General features: G+C 69.4%; 15 protein-coding genes. 9 read left to right on the forward strand and 6 right to left on the reverse strand.

Translation table 11 applies throughout. The features are described from left to right. On the reverse strand, positions 1–315 hold a 315-nt coding region (locus BIX52_RS18515), incomplete at its 3' end, for a hypothetical protein (RefSeq protein WP_211098198.1). A gap of 331 nt (positions 316–646) precedes the next feature. Here BIX52_RS18515 and BIX52_RS23000 point away from each other — a divergent pair. Together BIX52_RS23000 and rsmD are read left to right on the forward strand one after the other, a co-directional pair. After that, complete coding sequence (locus tag BIX52_RS23000) at positions 647–1,054, forward strand: hypothetical protein (protein WP_139312811.1); 408 nt, start codon at positions 647–649, stop codon at positions 1,052–1,054. A 759-nt stretch (positions 1,055–1,813) separates the two neighbouring features. Continuing rightward, on the forward strand, positions 1,814–2,395 hold the full coding sequence (gene rsmD, locus BIX52_RS18525) for a 16S rRNA (guanine(966)-N(2))-methyltransferase RsmD (protein WP_075222604.1): 582 nt from the start codon (positions 1,814–1,816) through the stop codon (positions 2,393–2,395). A 563-nt stretch (positions 2,396–2,958) separates the two neighbouring features. On the opposite strand, the gene BIX52_RS18530 is transcribed toward rsmD, so the two are convergent. From BIX52_RS18530 to BIX52_RS18545, 4 genes are read right to left on the reverse strand one after another with little or no spacing between them, the layout of a single operon-like run. Next, positions 2,959–3,324 carry a nitrile hydratase accessory protein gene (locus BIX52_RS18530; protein ID WP_139312812.1) on the reverse strand — a complete coding sequence of 122 codons (366 nt, stop codon included), beginning with the start codon at positions 3,322–3,324 and terminating at the stop codon, positions 2,959–2,961. Next, positions 3,321–3,947 (reverse strand): nitrile hydratase subunit beta, encoded by a 627-nt coding sequence (locus BIX52_RS18535; RefSeq protein ID WP_075222606.1) that lies wholly within the window; start codon positions 3,945–3,947, stop codon positions 3,321–3,323. The genes BIX52_RS18530 and BIX52_RS18535 overlap by 4 nt, the downstream gene beginning before the upstream one ends. Further along, the gene (gene nthA, locus BIX52_RS18540) at positions 3,944–4,603 is read right to left on the reverse strand and encodes a nitrile hydratase subunit alpha (RefSeq protein ID WP_075222607.1); all 660 of its coding nucleotides are present in this window, start codon (positions 4,601–4,603) and stop codon (positions 3,944–3,946) included. Before nthA ends, BIX52_RS18535 begins: the two co-directional genes overlap by 4 nt. A gap of 2 nt (positions 4,604–4,605) precedes the next feature. Continuing rightward, complete coding sequence (locus BIX52_RS18545) at positions 4,606–5,367, reverse strand: gamma-glutamyl-gamma-aminobutyrate hydrolase family protein (RefSeq protein WP_075222608.1); 762 nt, start codon at positions 5,365–5,367, stop codon at positions 4,606–4,608. 175 nt (positions 5,368–5,542) lie between these two features. Between BIX52_RS18545 and BIX52_RS18550 the strand changes: the two genes are divergently transcribed. The 7 genes from BIX52_RS18550 to BIX52_RS18580 all read left to right on the forward strand — a co-directional run bounded on the left by BIX52_RS18550 (position 5,543) and on the right by BIX52_RS18580 (position 13,887). After that, positions 5,543–6,628, forward strand: a complete 1,086-nt coding sequence (locus tag BIX52_RS18550) for a TRAP transporter substrate-binding protein (RefSeq protein WP_075222609.1) — start codon at positions 5,543–5,545, stop codon at positions 6,626–6,628. Between the two features lie 142 nt (positions 6,629–6,770). Then, complete coding sequence (locus tag BIX52_RS18555) at positions 6,771–7,313, forward strand: TRAP transporter small permease subunit (RefSeq protein ID WP_075222610.1); 543 nt, start codon at positions 6,771–6,773, stop codon at positions 7,311–7,313. A gap of 3 nt (positions 7,314–7,316) precedes the next feature. After that, complete coding sequence (locus BIX52_RS18560) at positions 7,317–8,933, forward strand: TRAP transporter large permease (protein ID WP_075222611.1); 1,617 nt, start codon at positions 7,317–7,319, stop codon at positions 8,931–8,933. A gap of 263 nt (positions 8,934–9,196) precedes the next feature. Next, complete coding sequence (locus BIX52_RS18565) at positions 9,197–10,327, forward strand: sugar ABC transporter substrate-binding protein (RefSeq protein ID WP_083551223.1); 1,131 nt, start codon at positions 9,197–9,199, stop codon at positions 10,325–10,327. 34 nt (positions 10,328–10,361) lie between these two features. Further along, complete coding sequence (locus BIX52_RS18570; protein ID WP_075222612.1) at positions 10,362–11,861, forward strand: sugar ABC transporter ATP-binding protein; 1,500 nt, start codon at positions 10,362–10,364, stop codon at positions 11,859–11,861. Beyond that, positions 11,858–12,904, forward strand: a complete 1,047-nt coding sequence (locus tag BIX52_RS18575; protein WP_075222613.1) for an ABC transporter permease — start codon at positions 11,858–11,860, stop codon at positions 12,902–12,904. The genes BIX52_RS18570 and BIX52_RS18575 overlap by 4 nt, the downstream gene beginning before the upstream one ends. A gap of 11 nt (positions 12,905–12,915) precedes the next feature. Continuing rightward, complete coding sequence (locus BIX52_RS18580) at positions 12,916–13,887, forward strand: ABC transporter permease (protein ID WP_075222614.1); 972 nt, start codon at positions 12,916–12,918, stop codon at positions 13,885–13,887. Between the two features lie 42 nt (positions 13,888–13,929). On the opposite strand, the gene BIX52_RS18585 is transcribed toward BIX52_RS18580, so the two are convergent. After that, positions 13,930–14,952 (reverse strand): LysR family transcriptional regulator, encoded by a 1,023-nt coding sequence (locus tag BIX52_RS18585; protein WP_083551227.1) that lies wholly within the window; start codon positions 14,950–14,952, stop codon positions 13,930–13,932. Between the last annotated feature and the right edge of the window lie 140 nt (positions 14,953–15,092).

Raw genomic sequence — 15,092 nt, forward strand, 5'->3', positions numbered from 1 at the left:
GCCCGCCCCGACCGCGGCTTCAAGCCCCGTTCCGACGACCGCGGCGCCCCCCGCCGCCCCTACGGCGACCGCGACGAAGGCGGCCGCCCCGACCGCGGCTTCAAGCCCCGCTCCGACGACCGCGGCGCCCCCCGCCGCCCCTACGGCGACCGCGACGAAGGTGCCCGCTCCGACCGCGGCTTCAAGCCCCGCTCCGACGACCGCGGCGCCCCCCGCCGCGGCCGCCCCGACGGCGAGCGCGACTATGCATCGCGTGAGGGTGACGCACGGGCCGAGCGTGGTCCGCGCCAGGACGGAGGCGACCGCGGCCATCACCGCGAGGACCGCCGCGAGCGTCCGGGCGGGGACGGGAGCTACCGCGGCGGAACCGGACGCCCGTCGGGCGACCGCGCCTTCGGTGAGCGCGCATCGCGAGGCGACTCGTCCGGGCGGCCCCAGGGCGCGCGCGGCGGCTACAAGGGTGACGGACCCCGGGGCGGCTCGTTCAAGAACGAGGGCTTCAGAGGCGGTGACCGTGACGGCGCGGCGAGGTTCGGCAAGCCCGGCGGCCGCACGCGGGACGGTGACGCCCCGCGCGGCGGACGCCCGCCCGCCCGCGCCGGCGCACGCCCCGGCGGTGCCCGCGCTGGCGGCGATCGTCTAGGCGGTGATCGCCCAGGCCATGATCGGGGCAACGATCGCCCCCGCGGTGATCGCCCCCGCGGTGACCGCCCTCGTGGTGATCGTCCTGGCGGCGACCGTCCTGGCGGCGACCGCACCAAGAGTTTCGGCCCACGCGGCGGCGGGGCCGGCAAAGGTGGCGCAGCCCGCGGCCCCGGCGGCAAAGGTGGCGCACCGCGTCACCGGTCCGACGGCGGTGGCCGTGACGGTGCTGCCCGTCCGGGCCGATCCTCCTACCGCCCGTCCGGCAGCGGCCCCAAAGGCCCGCGCCGCGGCTGATCTGCCCCATCGCGAGCCGGCGCCACCAGCGCCGGCCCGTTCTCTTCCAAAGCCGGGCTCCGACGAGCCCGGCTTTTTCGTTACCGTGCCGGACCGCCCGCGCAGCCGGCCGTAGCGGCTCCAGCCTCACCCGGACGCAGCGGCACAAGAATGCGTTCCGCGCGCTCCATTCACACGCTGCAACCCCAGTCCGGACCCGGCATCCGACAACCCGCATCCGGCCCCGGCATCCGGCAGCGGAACGCTGACACCTGGCACACGACAGCGGACCAGCGGACCGGCAGCGGAACGCTGGCACCCGGCGCGCGACAGCGGACCAAGGGGACCGGCAGCGGAACGCTGGCCCCTGGCACGCGCCAACGGACCGAGGGACCGGCAGCCGAACGCTGGCACCTGGCGCGACAGCGGACCGGGGCACCGGTAGCGGAGAGATGACATCTGGCACGCGGCAGTGGACCAGCGGACCGGCAACGGAACGCCGGCACCTGGCGCGCGACAGCGGACCCGCGGCACCCGGCAGCGGCACGTTGGCACCTGACGCGCGACAGCGGACCGGTGCCACCCGGCAGCGGAACGATGGAACCTGAACCGCGACAGCGGACCGGTAGCGGACCACGGACACCCGCACGCGTTAGCGGGCGGCCGGCGCCGAGCAGCGGGCGGCGCGTGACGCGTGGCGGGCGGCGGGCACCCAGCACCGGGCGGCGGGCGGCGGGCGGCGGGCGGCGGGCGAGGCTTGACGGGACGCCAGCCCTCGGCAAAGCACCTCCGACGAACCCGCGCGGGGTCGGGCCTCCATGCGCCCGGCCACGCCGACGAGACCGCTGGGGGAGGGCCGAAGCCGGCCGGCCCGCAGGGCAGCGAAGGAAGTACGATGCGCGTTGTGGGCGGCAAACATAAGGGCACCGGACTGGCAGCGCCCAAAGGGCAGGCTACGCGCCCGACCACGGACCGCCTGCGCGAAACGGTCTTCAACATCCTCGCCCATCGGTTCGGCGGTGCACTCGACGGTGCCCGCGTCCTCGACCTCTTCGCCGGAAGCGGTGCGCTCGGGGTGGAGGCCCTGTCGCGCGGCGCAAGCTTCGTCCTCTTCGTCGAGACGGGCGCCGAGGCACGCGGCGCCATCCGGCGCAACGTGGAGGCGGTCGGCGCCACCGGCATCACACGCATCTGGCGGCGCGACGCCACCAGGCTCGGCCCGTGCCCTGTGGCCCCGTTCGACGTGGTGTTCGCCGATCCGCCTTATGGGCAAGGCCTCGGCGAGGCAGCCGCCGCGGCGCTCGCCGAGGGATGGCTGAAGCCCGGCGCACTCCTGGTTGTGGAAGAACGCGCCGATGCGATGCCGGCGACGCTCCCCGGCTTCGCCGCCCCCTTCGTCCGCGAGGCGGGCGAAAGCGCCGTCGCCTTTTTCGAGCGCATCAGCGACGCCGCGCCGCCGCCCGCCTCGCCCGACTGACGCCCTCGGGGCCCAGGCATTGCCGGATGGGCCAGTCGGACCACCACCATCGGCGCACCCATGGTCCCTCGCGCGTTTTCCGCCCCATCTGTGCACGTTGCCCGTCCCGCTCGTTCTCACCGGTTGGCCACGAGAAGAACCGTGCGGCCAAGCCGAAAACGACGCCGCCCGATCGAATCGACAGGCAAGCGCCTCACGCCCAGCGTCCCGCGCCCAGGGTCCCGCGCACAGGGTCCGAACGACGCGCCCCTCCAACGGCGCGCGCTGATCGTCTCCCGCAAGACGAGCCGAGCGACGGGGCGGGGTTAGGAACGTGACGCACTGTCATCCGCCAAGGCGAACGCGCTCGCCGAGTGATGTCACCGCGCTGCGCACGGCGATGGCACCGCCGCGTCTTACGCGAGGCGCGTCTGGAGGGGCGGCAGCGCCGAGCAAGCGCCATGGCGCCGGTGTCGACAACTGCCACAGCGTCATCACGGCGGCGCGCCACACAGCGGCGCGGCGGCGCCACGAGCGGGACGCGCCGCAGCGTCATCGCCGCCGCGCGGCGGCGCAGCCCCGCGTCAGCGTGGCGGCAGGTGGATCGGCTTGCCGTGAGGTGTGGCGGCGGCGGCCTGACGCCAGCGTTCGCGCTCGGCGGCGAAATCGTCGTCGGACGCCACCGGGGCGAGGGCCCGCTCCAGGGCCCGCACGAAGGCGACGAAATCAGCCGTTCCGTCCTCCGGCGCCGCGTGCCCGGCCCGCAGCTCCTCGCCATAAAGTGCCGCGAAGCGCCCGGCGTCGATCAACCCGCGGGCGACGAGATGCGCTTTCAGCGCAAAGGCCGACGCCTCCCAGGGCGCCGCGAATGCCGGACCGTCCCGCCGCACGAGCGCGGCGAGATCCTCCGCCCCCTCCGCCGCCGAAGGCCCCTCTGACGCGGCCATCACGCGGTGCCCCCGGCGGGCTCCAGATAAGGCTCCCAAAGGTCGGCGCTCACCGCGCTCGCGGTGGTGTCGGCGCCCCAGAGCTCGGCCCCTTCGAAGACCACCGTATAAAGCGGCTGCGGGTTCTCGCCGAGGCCGTGCGCGTTCGTATCGGGAAACACATGGGTGCCGCGAAAGGCCTCGATGGTGCCGACATGGCCGCGCACATAGGCCGGGGCGCGGGTGTGGGTCGCCGGGTTCATCGGCTTCACGCGCACCCGGTCACCTGCGGTGAAGCGCGGCGCGGGGCCGGGGCGATCCACCGGCCCGCCGCGCGCCAGAACGGGGCGCACCTGGTCCACAGTCAGCAGCCGGGGCGGCGGCTGGTCGAGGTCGATCTCCGCCACCAGCCGTTCCAGCGCGCCGAACCAGATGCCGTAATAGCCGGCGGTGTAGTAGGTCACGTGGGGCAGCGTCTCTCGCATGAACCGCGAATGGTCGAGCGTCCACTGGCCCGTCGTCCCCATCGCCAAGGTGAGGCCGAACACGGTCCTCTCCCACGGGGCATGAAACATCGGCTCGCCCGGCGCATCCGGCACCACGGGACCGAACCCGTGCTTGCCGCCGAGGTCAGCGGGGCCGTTCACGCCGCGGCCCCGTCGCCGGGAAGGGCCAGGCCGGTGCCGATCATCGAGTCGCGCGTCACCAGAGCGGCGAGCTGATCCTCGGTGAGGCCCTCCGTTCCCGCGGGGCGCAGCGGCACCACCATGTAGCGAAGCTCGGCGGTGGAATCCCAGACGCGGATCTTCGTCCCCTCCGGCAGGCTCACACCGAAATCGGCCAGCACTCCGGCCGGATCTGCCACCGCCTTGGCGCGGTAGGGGGCGGACTTGTACCACACCGGAGGCGCGCCCAGCACAGGCCACGGGTAGCAGGAGCACAGCGTGCAGACGACCATGTTGTGCGTCTCGGCCGTGTTGGGGACGGCCACCATGTGCTCGCCTTGCCGGCCGGAAAAGCCGAGCTCGGCGATCGCCGCCGTGGCGTCCGCAAAGAGGCGCTGCGCATAGTCCGGATCGGTCCACGCGCGGGCGACCACCTTGGCCCCGTTCTTCGGCCCCACCTCGTTCTCGTAAACGGAGATCAGCTCGTTCACCGCGTCGGGGTCCACATGCCCCTTCTCCTCCAGCAACGATTGGAGCGCGCGCACGCGCACCTCCATCTCGGACAGGTGGCTGTGGTCGTGATCATGGTCGTGATCGTGATCGTGATCGTGATCGTGGGTGTGCGGATGGTCGGCCATGGTCAGGCGGCTTTCTGTGAACGGTCCGCCGTGCGGCCGCAGCACGCATCGACGAAGGCTTTGAAGATGGCGCGGGACGGCGGATCGGTCCGCACCCAATGTTCCGGGTGCCACTGAACGCCCAGCGCGAACGCGCTCGCCCGGTCGACGCTGATGGCCTCGACTGTCCCGTCGCCCGCGCGCGCTTCGACGGTGAGACCGGGTGCCAGACGATCGATCCCCTGGTGATGCAGCGAGTTCACCTTCACCGGCCCCTCGCCCACGATGGCGGCCAGGCGCCCGCCCCGCGTCACCGTCACGTCGTGCGCCAGGGCGAAGCGCACGTCGACATCCGGCCCGGCGGGGGAGCGGTGATCGTTCCGCCCCGGCAGCGCATGGACCGCGGTGTGCAAGGTGCCGCCCAGCGTCACGTTCAATTCTTGCAGCCCCCGGCAAATCGCAAGCAGTGGCAGCCCGCGTGACAAGGTTTCGCGGATCAAGGGCAGCGTGGTCCTGTCGCGCACCTGGTCGTAGGGCTCGGCGATCGCGCTGGCCTCGGCACCGTAGAGCGGCGGGTGGACGTTGGACCGCGACCCGGTGAAGAGGACGCCCGAGACCACGTCCAAGAGCGGTGCGACGTCAAAGGCTTCGTCGACCGTCGGGAGTTGCACGGGCACAGCCCCCGACACCGCCACCGCGGTCAGATAGCTCGCCGGAGTGCCGGACCACACCATGTCGCGGTGGTCGATGGCGTCGGACGTGACGAGAACAAGGGGCGGCGACATGCGGATACTCCGACCGAAAGCTCCGAGGGAAATGTTAAAGTCTCGTCATCCAACGGACTTCGCAACTTCGCGATGAGGATATGGTCTTGTCTCACGCGCAAGAGTCAGACTACACCCAGCGCTCAAAATTCGCACCGGCGTATCGTGGTCGCGCGCGAGAAGAGGGAGGAAAAAGATGGATCGTCGTTCGTTTCTGATGGGCACCGGCGCCCTTGCTGCCGGCACCACCCTTGCCGCACCCGCGATTTCGCAGGGCCGGAAAGAGTGGAAGATGGTCACCACCTGGCCGAAGAACTTCCCCGGTCTCGGTACCGGCGCGCAACGCTGCGCCGACCGCATCACCAAGCTGACCGATGGCCGCGTCACCGTCAAGCTGTTCGCCGCCGGTGAACTGGTCCCCGCTTTCGAGTCCTTCGACGCCGTCTCCAGCGGAACCGCCGAACTCTACCACGCCCCTGATTATTACTTCCAGGGCAAGCACCCGGCCTTCCCGTTCTTCGCCTGCGTGCCGATGGGCCTCATCTACTCCGAGCAGAACGCCTGGCTGATGCACGGCGGCGGCATGGAGCTGTGGAACGAGCTGTCCAACCAGTTCAACATCAAGCCCTTCCCCTGCGGCAACACCGGCGTGCAGATGGGCGGCTGGTTCCGCAAGGACATCAACTCGCTCGACGATCTGCAGGGCCTCAAGTTCCGCATGCCCGGCCTCGGCGGCGAGGCGATGCGCAAGCTCGGCGTCAACGTCATCGCTCTGCCGGGCGGTGAGATCTTCCAGGCCCTGCAGACCGGCGCCATCGACGGCACCGAGTGGGTCGGCCCCTGGAACGACCTCGCCTTCGGTTTCTACCGCGTGGCGCAGAACTACTACTATCCGGGCTTCCACGAGCCGGCCCCGACCGTCGCCTGCGGCGTCAACATGACCGCCTTCAACGAGCTGTCCGATTCCGACAAGGCCGCCGTCGAGGCCGCCTGCCAGATGGAAAACAGCCTGATGTATTCGGAGTTCGTGGCCAAGAACGGCTCGGCGCTGAACACCCTCACCACCCAGCACGGCGTGCAGCTGAAGGAGTTCCCGCCCGAGGTGTTCGACGCCTTCGCCACCGCGTCGGAAGAAGTCATCGAGTCCGTGGGCGACCACGACGACCTCGGCAAGCGCATCCTCGAGAGCTACAAGAAGGCTCGCAAGGACTACGGCGAGTGGACCGCCATCTCGATCCAGGCCTACACCAACGCCCGCGCACGGGCCGACGCCTCCAAGTAGGCGGCCCCTTCGCCGCGGCGGCCGCATCGGGCGGCGCGGCCACGGCCCCACACCGGCCCCGGCCTGAAGCCGCGGCCCCTTTCGTCAACGCGGCGCAGCGGCCTTCGCCCTGCGCCGCATCTCTATTGGGCAGGGTGAAGAGATGGAACTCCTCGCGACCGCCATCGACAACACCAACCGCGCGATCGGCAAGGTCGTCAGCTGGTTCGTGCTCTTGATGGTCCTGGTTCAGTTCGGCGTCGTCGTGGCGCGCTACGTCTTCGGCGTCGGAAACCTGTGGGCGCAGGAATCCATCATCTACATGCACGGGTTCCTGTTCACCCTCGCCGCCGCCTACACCCTGTCCGAAGAAGGCCACGTGCGCGTCGACATCTTCTACCGTGAAGCCTCGCTGCGCTACCGCGCCTGGGTGGACCTCCTCGGCGCGCTCTTCCTCCTCATCCCGGTCTCGATCATCATCGTCACCACGAGCTGGGGCTATGTCTCCACCTCCTGGCGCGTGTTCGAAAGCTCGCAGGAAGCGTCGGGCATCCCCGCCGTCTTCGCCCTCAAGACCGCGATCCCGGTGATGGGCATGCTGCTCGCCGCCCAAGGCGTCACGATGGTCATCCGCTCCGCCTTGCTGCTGTCGGGCCGCATGCCGACCACGCCCAAGCACGACGTCGAAACCCACATGAGCGCCTGACCCATGGATTTCGGTAACTACCTCGACATCGCCATGTTCGGCGTGGCGGTCGTCCTTCTGCTGACCGGCTTCCCCGTCGCCTTCACCCTCGCCGGCACCGGCCTCATCTTCGCCGGCCTCGGCGTCCTCTACGGCGTCTTCGACTTCGCCTTCGTCCAGGCCCTCGCCCAGCGCATCTACGGCACCATGACGAACGAGGTGCTGATCGCGGTGCCTCTCTTCGTCTTCATGGGCGTTCTTCTGGAGCGCAGCCGCGTCGCCGAGGAGCTGCTGGAGTCCATGGGCCAGCTCTTCGGCCCCATGCGCGGCGGCGTCGGCATCGCGGTGTGCATCGTCGGCGCGCTGCTGGCGGCGTCCACCGGCATCGTCGGCGCCACCGTCGTCACCATGGGCCTCCTGTCGCTCCCCACCATGCTGCGCTACGGCTATTCGCCGGCGCTGGCGTCCGGCACCATCGCCGCGTCCGGCACGCTGGGGCAGATCATCCCGCCTTCCATCGTCCTCGTCATCCTGGGCGATCAGATCTCCAACGCCTACCAGGAAAGCCAGCGCATGCTCCAAGAGCAGGCGTGGGCCAACAACGACTGGTCCTTCGTGCCCGGTCCCCCCGTCTCGGTCGGCGACCTCTTCGCGGGCGCGCTGCTGCCGGGCCTCATCCTCGTCGGCTGCTACATGATCTACATGGTGGTCGTCGCCATCGTGTCGCCGAAGTCGGCCCCGCCGGTGCCGCGCGACCCGGAAAACCCGGTCACGCTGAAGAAGATCGCCCACGCCCTCATCCCGCCCATCGCCCTCATCATCGCGGTGCTGGGCTCCATCCTCGCGGGCATCGCCACCCCCACCGAGGCGGCGGCCATGGGCGGCGTCGGCGCCATCCTGATGGCCGGCTACCGCCAGAACGAAGACAAGCCCTTCTTCATCTACGCCGCCACCTTCGCGCTCATCGCCCTCCTCGTCCTCGTCGCGACGATGGACCTGCGCGTCTCCCGCTCGGAAATCTCCGAGAACGACATGATGGGGATCTACGCCGCGGCGGTGCTGGTCGCGATCGTCTGCCTCGGCCTCCTCGTCTCGCTGTGGCGCATCGCCCGCGTCGGCGTCCTGAAGTCCGTCGTGCGCTCCACCGCCGAAATCACCTCGATGGTGTTCGTCATCCTCATCGGCGCGGCGCTGTTCAGCCTGGTCTTCCGCGGCCTCGGCGGTGACGATCTCGTCGAAGAGGCGCTGCGCGACATGCCCGGCGGCGCGCTGGGCGCGATGATCGCCGTCATGCTCATCATGTTCGTGCTCGGCTTCTTCCTCGACTTCCTGGAGATCGTCTTCGTCGTCGTGCCGCTGGTGGCCCCGGTCCTCCTGATGCTGGAGATGCCGGACGGCTCCACCATGAGCCCGGTGTGGCTCGGCGTGATGATGGCGGTGAACCTGCAGACCTCGTTCCTCACGCCGCCCTTCGGCTTCGCCCTCTTCTACCTGCGCGGGGTCGCCCCCAAGGAGGTGAAGACGGTGCAGATCTACAAGGGCATCATCCCCTTCGTGCTCATCCAGATCGCGATGCTGGTGGCGCTCTGGTACATGCCGACCATCGCCACATGGCTGCCCGAGGTGATGTACGGTCCCTGACCGCCACCCGCCCCACCGCCGACCGTCCCACCGCCGACCATCAAGGCCGCGCCGAACCTCCGGCGCGGCCTTTTTCTTGGCGCGGTCGGCGCCCGCCAAAATCAGACTGAGGGTTATGGAACTGGCCCGATGATGCCCGGCCCGTCCGGCGGGTGCCCTCCCCATTCCGCGCCCCCGGCCATAGACTTCCCCGCGATGGGCCGCCGCAGCAGCCCCAAAAGACGACGGCCGCAAAGGCCGGCACCACAGCGGAGGAAACACCAATGGCGTTCAAGACACTGACCGCGTGCGCGACCATGGCGAGCGCGCTGATCCTGGCCGCGGCCGCCGCACAGGCCGCCCCCAAGACCGTCGACGGGCCGGGCTACATGCCCGAATGCTTCGCCGCCTGGGACGACGATACCGCGCACTTCCAATGGGCCGCCAAGGACGGGCCCTACAAGGTCGCCGTGGTCAACGGCTTCGTCGGCAACATCTGGCGCATCCAGATGATCAAGACCGCGAAAGCCTTCGTCGAGCAGGAGGAGATCGCCCCGCTGGTCGAAGAGCTGAAGGTCGTCTCCGTCGGCACCGACGCGGCGGCGCAGATGGGCGCCATCGAGGACTTCATCAACCAGGGCTACGACGCGATCATCACCATCGCCAACTCGCCGACCGGGTTCGAGCGCGTCATTCGCCTCGCCAACCGCAACGACGTCGTGCTCGTGCCGTTCGACGGGCTGCTCGACTCCAAGGACGTCATGCAGGTGAACGAGGACCAGTATGCGATGGGCGTCATGTCCGCCAACTGGCTGATCGAGCATGTCGGAAACTCGGGCAAGATCCTGGAAGTGCGCGGTGTTCCCGGCAACACCGTCGACCGCGACCGGCACGAGGGCTTCCGCTCCGTCATGGAGGCGGACGGCAACGACTTCGAGATCGTCGAGGTGGTCGGCAACTGGGCGCCGGGCGACTCGCAGCGCGTGACCGCCGACGCCATCGCCGTCCACGGCCAGTTCGACGGTGTGTTCAGCCAGGGCGGCACCAACGGCACCGTGCAGGCGATGATGGCCGCCGGCCACCCCTTCGTGCCGATCGCCGGCGAGGCGGAGAACGGCTTCCGCAAGCAGATCGCCGAGCACGCCGACGAGGGCCTGAAGGGCCTCTCCTACGGCCAGTCGCCCGGCCTCGTCGCCATCTCCATCAAGGCCGCGCTCGAGGCGCTGCAGGGCAACGTCATGCCGCAGCTCATCTCGGTGCCGATCCCCGCGGTGGACTTCGAGACGGTGAAGGACGGCGAGAACTTCTGGTCCAACCTGCCGGACGACTTCTTCACGCCGAACGAGTTCCCGCCGTGCAACGTGAACATCACCGCGCCGGAGATCATGGCCGAGTCCGAAGCCGACACGCAGTAACAGCGTGAGCCTCACCCCCGCACCGCTCTTGGAGATGCGCGGCATCTCCAAGTCCTACGGCGGCGTCAAAGCCCTCACGGACGTGGATTTCGTCGCCCGGCGCGGCGAGATCCACGCCGTGTTGGGCGAGAACGGCGCCGGCAAGTCCACCCTCATCAAGATCGCCGCCGGGGTCGTCACACCCGACACCGGCACCCTTGCCGTCGACGGCGCGCCCCGCGCCTTCGCCTCGCCGCAGGAGGCGACGGGGGCCGGCATCGTGTGCATGTTCCAGGAGCTGTCGCTGCTGCCGGACCTTTCGGTGGCCGACAACATCTTCATCACCTCGCCGCCGCGCACCCGGCTCGGCCTGATCGACCGGCGCGCCCAGCGCCGCCGCGCCGAGGAGCTTCTCGCCCGCGTCGGCTGCGAGGACATCGACCCCGCCACCCGCATCCGCGACCTTCCCTTGTCGCGCCGGCAGATGGTGGAGATCGCCAAGGCCGTGGGGCGCGATCCCGCCCTCCTCATCCTCGACGAGGCGACCTCAGCGCTCACCGCCGCCGACGTGGAGAAGGTCTACACGATCCTCCACAAGCTGCGCGCGGACGGCCTCGCCCTCCTCTACATCTCCCACCGCATGCACGAGATCGAGGCGCTGGCCGACACCCTCTCGGTGTTCCGCAACGGCCGCCGGGTCGACACCTTCGCCAAGGGCGCCCATTCGGACGACGCGATCGTGCAGATGATGATCGGCCGCGAGTTCGCCAACGTCTATCCCGCCAAACCCAAGCGCGCCGCCCCGCCGCCGCCGGTCCTTCAGGCCGACCGGCTGACCTTCTCCCCCGGCCTCAACGGCGTGTCGCTGACGGTCGGCAAGGGCGAGATCGTCGGCATCGGCGGGCTCGACGGGCAGGGCCAGCGCGAGCTTCTGCTGGCGCTCTTCGGCGTCCTAGCCGGTGTCGGCGGCACGGTGAAGATCGACGGCACCGCGCGCCGGATCGGCTCCCCGGCCGACGCCAAGCGGCCGGAAATCGGCATGGCCCTCATCCCCGAGGACCGCAAGACCGAGGGGCTGATGCTGCCCATGAGCGTCGCCGAGAACATCACCGCCGCCTCGCTCGGCGCCGTCACCAAGGGCGTCGTCATCGACCGCGCCGGGGAGGCGGACAACGTCGGCCGCATGGTGAAGGAGATGCAGATCAAGGTGGGCGATCTCGCCGCCCCCGTCGCCACCCTGTCGGGCGGCAACCAGCAGAAGGTCGTCATCGCCAAGTGGCTCTTGACGAAGCCGAAGATCATCCTCCTCAACGACCCCACCCGCGGCATCGACGTCGGCACCAAAGAGGAGATCTACGCCCTCCTGCGCCGCCTTGCCGACGAGGGCGCCGCCGTCGTCCTCTACACCACCGACTATGCCGAGCTGATCGGCTGCTGCGACCGCGTCCTCGTCATGTACGAAGGCCGCGTGACCGCGGAGCTGACGGGCGAGGCCATCACCGAGACGAACATCGTGTCCGCCGCCCTCAACCTCGCCGCCGAGACCGCCGCATGAGCGCCGCCGCGCGCTTCGTGCGCTACAATGCCGGGCTGATCCTCGCCATCGCCCTCTTCGCCGTCATCTACGGCACCTACGCGGTCCTGCACCCCAACTGGGGGCTGAACGTGGTCCTGCAGAACGCCAACGAGTCGCTGGCGCTGATCTTCGTCGGCATGGCGCAGACGATGGCCGTTCTCGTCGGCGGCCTCGACCTCTCGGTCGGCCCGTTGATGACGCTGACCAACTGCTTCGGCTCCATCGTCATGGCGGGCAGCGGCGGCTCGGTGCTGGCCGGGGTCGTCGGCGCGCTGGCGCTGGGCGCCGCGGCGGGGTTCATGAACGGCTGCGTCATCGTCTACGGGCGCATCCAGCCGATCATCGCGACGCTCGCCACCGGCGCGATCTATCTCGGCTGCGCGCTGATCCTGCGGCCGACGCCCGGCGGCGCAGTCAACGGCGACATCGCCTGGGCCTTCACCAACGACCTCAACGAGCTCGGCCTCACCTTCGGCTGGTGGGAGGATCTCGGCCCCATCGGCCTCCTCCCCATGCAGGCGCTGTTCCTCGCCGCGGTCATCGGCCTCGTCTGGTTCCCCTTCCGCGCCACGGTGCTCGGCCGCGGCTGCTACGCGGTCGGCTCCAACGAGCAGGCGGCCTACATGTCCGGCCTCAACGTCAACCGCTCGAAGATCGCCGCCTTCACCCTCGGCGGCTTCTTCGCCGGTTGCGCGGGCGTCTATCTCACCCTGCAGATGGGCTCCGGCAACGCGGACGCGCCGCAGGCCGCCGAATACACGCTGCGCTCCATCGCGGCCGTCGTCATCGGCGGAACGTCGCTGTTCGGCGGCACGGGCGGTGTCGTCGGCACAATCTTCGGCGCGCTGGTGCTGCGGTCGATCACGTTCATCTTCCGCGTCATCCCGGCGGGGGCGGCGCTCAGCTTCGTCGCCGACCCGCTGCTGCAGCCGCTGTTCGAGGGGCTCATCCTCCTCCTCGCGGTCAGCCTCGGCGCCGCGCGGGTGCTGCGCGTCAAAAACCGCCTGTCGCTGTTCACATGACGGACCGTAGAATGACGTCCTCCGCCACCGCCGCCCGCAAGCCGCGCTTCACCGTCGATTTGCCCATCGTCATCGGCGTGGTGTTCATCGCGCTGATCCTCGCGGTCGGCACGCTCTACACGTTGAAGACGCAAGGCACGGCCACCTTCCTGTCGCCCAACTACCTCGTCCTTCAGCTCCATTCGGGCGCCTTCCTCGGCATCACAGCGGCGGGGATGATGATGGTCATCCTGCTCGGCCACATCGACCTGTCGGTGCCGTGGACGATGACCTCGGGAGCGATGATCGCCACCGCCATCGGCGGCACGACGGGCGACCTCGCGGGGCTTGGCCTCGGTCTTGCCGTCGGCCTCGTCAACGGCTTCGGCGTCGCCTTCCTGCGCGTTCCGTCGATGATCTTCACGCTCGGCATGAACACCGTCCTCCTCGGCCTCATGGTGATGCTGACCGGCGGACACGCCCCGCAAAGCGCGGCGACGGACATGATGACCTTCCTCGGCGCCGAGCGCACCTTGGGCGTCCCCCACTCGGTCGTCCTGTGGGTGCTCGTCTCGGCGGCGCTGGTCTTCGTCCTCACCCGCACAGCGCTGGGGCGGTACATGTACGCCATCGGCAACCAGGAGGCTGCGGCCTACCTGTCGGGCGTCAAGACCCGCCTCGTCATCATGGCGGCGTTCCTCATGTGCTCGCTCTGCGCGGTCATCGCGGGGATGTCGCTGGCCGGCTACTCGGCCCGCGCCTTCCAGGCGATGGGCGACCAGTACCTTCTCCCCTCCATCGCCGCCGTGGTGCTGGGCGGCACCACCATCCTGGGCGGCCAGGGGCGCTATTCGGGCACGGTGATCGGCGTCATCCTCATCGTCCTTCTGCAGAGCGTCCTCAACGTGATGCAGATGGAGGAGGCCTACCGGCAGATCATCTACGGCGTCGTCATCATCGCGATGCTCTTGATCTACGGCCGGCAACGCACCGCCCACCGCTGAGGCACCGCGCACCGGGGAGGCACGGACGCCTCCCTTCCGGCGCTACAATGCGCCGGGAAGCTCGATCGTCGACATGAAGTGCTTGGCGTGCTCGTAGAATGCGGCCGGGGCGTAGCGCAGCTCGCCGCCGGAACTCACCACCAGAGCGAAGCGGTTCGCCGGGAGGCCGGGATCCTCCAGTCGCCGGAAGGTCAGCGACCCCGAGGCGATCTCCCCTTGGGCACCGATGGGCGTCATCACCGAGGCATAACGCCCTGACCGCGCCAGCTCCACCAGCATGCGGATCGAATCGGCCTCCACCATCGGCGGCTGCACCATCATCGCCCGCGCCATGAAAGGCTCGATCACCGAACGGATCGAAATCTCCGGCTTGGCCACCGCCAGCGGGTGGGACAGGCAGTCCGCGATCGTCAGGTTCGGCACGGCCGCCAGCGGATGATCCGGCACCATCAGAACGCCTATGCGCACGTCCCGCCGCAGCGCGACCTCGATCCGCGGCGGCGGCGCGGCGGCGATGAAGCTGAACCCCACATCCACCTCGCCCGCCACGAGGCGCGAGAGAACGTCCGCCGCGGGCAGCACCGCGACATCCATGTGAATGCGCGGGTGGCGGCTCCCGAACTCGGCGATCAGGTCGGGCAGGAAGGAGAGGCCCACACTCTCGATCGTGGCGATCCGCACCTGGCCGGTCCGCAGGCCGCGCAGCATGTCGAGCTCGGCCATCGCCGATTCCAGCGGCGTGGTGATCCGCCGCGTGTGGCGGAAGAGAATTTCCCCCGCCGGCGACAATTTCAGGCGCCGAACCTCCCTTTCGAACAGGGAAAGGCCGAGTGCGTCCTCCATTTGCCCGATTTGACGGGATACGGCCGAGGATGAGACATTCAGTCGCCGCGATGCTTCGCGGATGGACAAACATTCAGCGACCGCGTTGAAATAGATTAATGAAGGCTGGTGAAAGACCCGGGCAAGAAGGGCCGGTGACAGAGCCGACTTCCGCGGCCGCGTATCGTCAGAATCGTGAGCCTGCGCCGGGCCCCCTTCGCTGAGGGCGTCGGATCGGGGCATACTGCCGCTCCATGTGTTGCCGTATTGGCAGCATAGCGCTCTCTTATTGATTATTTCAACATCATGCCAATCGCGTAGGCTGTGTTTGCGGACTGCCGGCACGTCTCAAAGCGTGCCGGCGGCGCCGCAGCCGATTATCC

Source organism: Acuticoccus yangtzensis (genome assembly GCF_001927245.1).
Taxonomy (GTDB): Bacteria; Pseudomonadota; Alphaproteobacteria; order Rhizobiales; family Amorphaceae; genus Acuticoccus; species Acuticoccus yangtzensis.